Source organism: Azospirillum sp. B506, from assembly GCF_000333595.1.
Taxonomy (GTDB): Bacteria; Pseudomonadota; Alphaproteobacteria; order Azospirillales; family Azospirillaceae; genus Azospirillum.
Genome location: NZ_BADK01000894.1, coordinates 1 through 2,064 on the forward strand (window position 1 = coordinate 1; position 2,064 = coordinate 2,064).

At 65.5% G+C, this 2,064-nt stretch carries 2 protein-coding genes; both read left to right on the forward strand.

Annotation, left to right across the window (positions count from 1 at the left end):
• Positions 1 to 115: 115 nt before the first annotated feature.
• On the forward strand, positions 116 to 712 hold the full coding sequence (locus I71_RS27720) for a gamma carbonic anhydrase family protein (RefSeq protein WP_083897437.1): 597 nt from the start codon (positions 116 to 118) through the stop codon (positions 710 to 712).
• 404 nt (positions 713 to 1,116) lie between these two features.
• The coding region (locus I71_RS27725; RefSeq protein ID WP_244434091.1) for a nitronate monooxygenase at positions 1,117 to 2,064 on the forward strand (948 nt) is incomplete at its 3' end.

The following is a 2,064-nucleotide window of genomic DNA, read 5'->3' on the forward strand; positions in this document are numbered from 1 at the left end:
GCAACAGTCTTTTCCTTCCGCATGGGGGTCGGGGCCAACGTGGGTGGAGTTCGGTTACATTCGGCTCCATCCGGCCGGCGCCAAGCCCGAGCAGGACCAGAAAGGGCGAGACCGAATGACCACCGAGAACGCGACCGACAACACAGCCTCCGCCATTCCCGAAACCGGCGAGACTCTGCTCGCCCGCCATCCCGGCGCCATCATCCAACCCGTCAAGGGAGTTTGGCCGCGCATCGCCGCCGACGCCTACATCGCTCCCGGCGCGGTGGTGGTCGGCGACGTGTCCATCGGGGCGGAAGCAAGCGTCTGGTACGGCTGCGTCCTGCGTGGCGACGACCACAGCATCACGGTGGGACCGCGCACCAACATTCAGGACGGCACCATCGTCCACGTCATGCTGAACGACCATCCGACCGTCATCGGCGCCGACGTGGTGATCGGCCACGGTGTTCGGATGCACGGGTGCACGCTGGAGAATGGCTGCCTGATCGGCATCGGCTCCATCGTGCTGGACGGTGCGGTGGTGGAAAGCGGCGCCATGCTGGCCGCTGGCGCGGTGCTGACTCCGCGCAAGCGCATCCCCGCCCGCCAGCTCTGGGCCGGCAGTCCGGCGAAACATCTGCGCGACGTCACCGATGCCGAAGTGGCGTTCATCGCCTTCGACGTGCGCCACTATTGCGGGCTGGCTCGGGCCGCGTCGGGCCGGAGCTGACCCTGCCGGCCGGCAGTGAAACTCCAACGTGCGAACGGCGCGCCATCACCCCGGTTGCAAGCCTCGGCCCTTCGTCAATCCGCGATGAATTTATCGGGCATGACGGAGTATTTCCGGAACGCAACATCCAATCTTCACGGCCGAAGCATATTCAGGCTTGTCAATCGAAGCGTGCAACAAGTAACAGAAGACTGCGCTGTGGACATCGATTAGGCACCCCCAATGGCTCGTCGGTCATACCCGTCATTCCCTGATGGTCCAAATCGTCATGTCCAGCCGGCCGGAGGATTGGGAGACGAACCGGTCTTCTTGTCATGAAATTGCGCAAGACCTGAAGCTGTGAACGGAACAAATATCCAGGGGTTGATGTGGATACACCATGCGTGGAACCGGAAATGCCGCCAATGGCATCGCCGATAGCAAGCTTCAGCCCGTCAACACTCCTGGAATTGAGTCAGAAAACACGGGAGCCGCTTTACATCGTTTGCGATCGGGACGGCCGGCTGGGAGCTTCGGTCGCTCCTCCCACTCTTGGTGCAGGTGACCTTCATCCCGTTGCCACCCTGCCGCCGCTTTATCCGGAATGGCTGGGAGACCGCGCGTTCCAGGAAATCCACGGTTGCCGCTTCGCCTATGTTGCGGGTGAGATGGCGCGCGGCATCGCCACGCCGGCGATGACCGTCGCCGCCGCCCGCGCCGGCCTGCTCGGCTTCTACGGCAGCGCCGGCCTGTCGCCGCAGCGGGTGCAGGAGGGAATCGCCGAGATCCGATCCGCCCTGGGGACCCGGTTGCCGAACTGGGGCGCCAACCTGATCCACAGTCCCAACGACCCCGCCCTGGAAAGCGCGGTCTGCCGCCTGTTCCAGCAGCAGGGCGTTCGCCGTGTCTCCGCCTCCGCCTTCATGGCGCTGACCCCGTCGGTGGTCGAACTGGCGGTCAAGGGCCTGAGCCGCGATCCGGCCAGCGGTGCCGTCCGCCGCCTGACCCATATCTTCGCCAAGCTGTCGCGCGCCGAAGTCGCCCGCCAGTTCATGGCGCCGGCTCCGCCGCGCATGCTGGCCGATCTGGTCGCCCAGGGCATCCTCAGCGCCGAAGAGGCCGATCTGGCCGCCAGCGTTCCTGTGGCGGAGGACATCACGGTCGAGGCCGATTCCGGCGGCCACACCGACAATCGTCCGCTCTCCGTCCTGTTCCCGATCATCCAGAACCTGCGCGACGAGCTGGTGGCTGCCCATGGCTATGACCGCAACATCCGTGTACGCGCTGCCGGCGGGCTGGGCACACCGGCGGCACTGGCGGGCGCCTTCAACATGGGGGCGGCCTATGTCGTCGTCGGGTCGGTCAACCAGTCG

What these genes read in the sequence shown, in the direction of transcription:
- I71_RS27720 (WP_083897437.1), top strand. Translation starts at nt 116, where the DNA reads ATGACCACCGAGAACGCGACCGACAACACAGCCTCCGCCATTCCCGAA.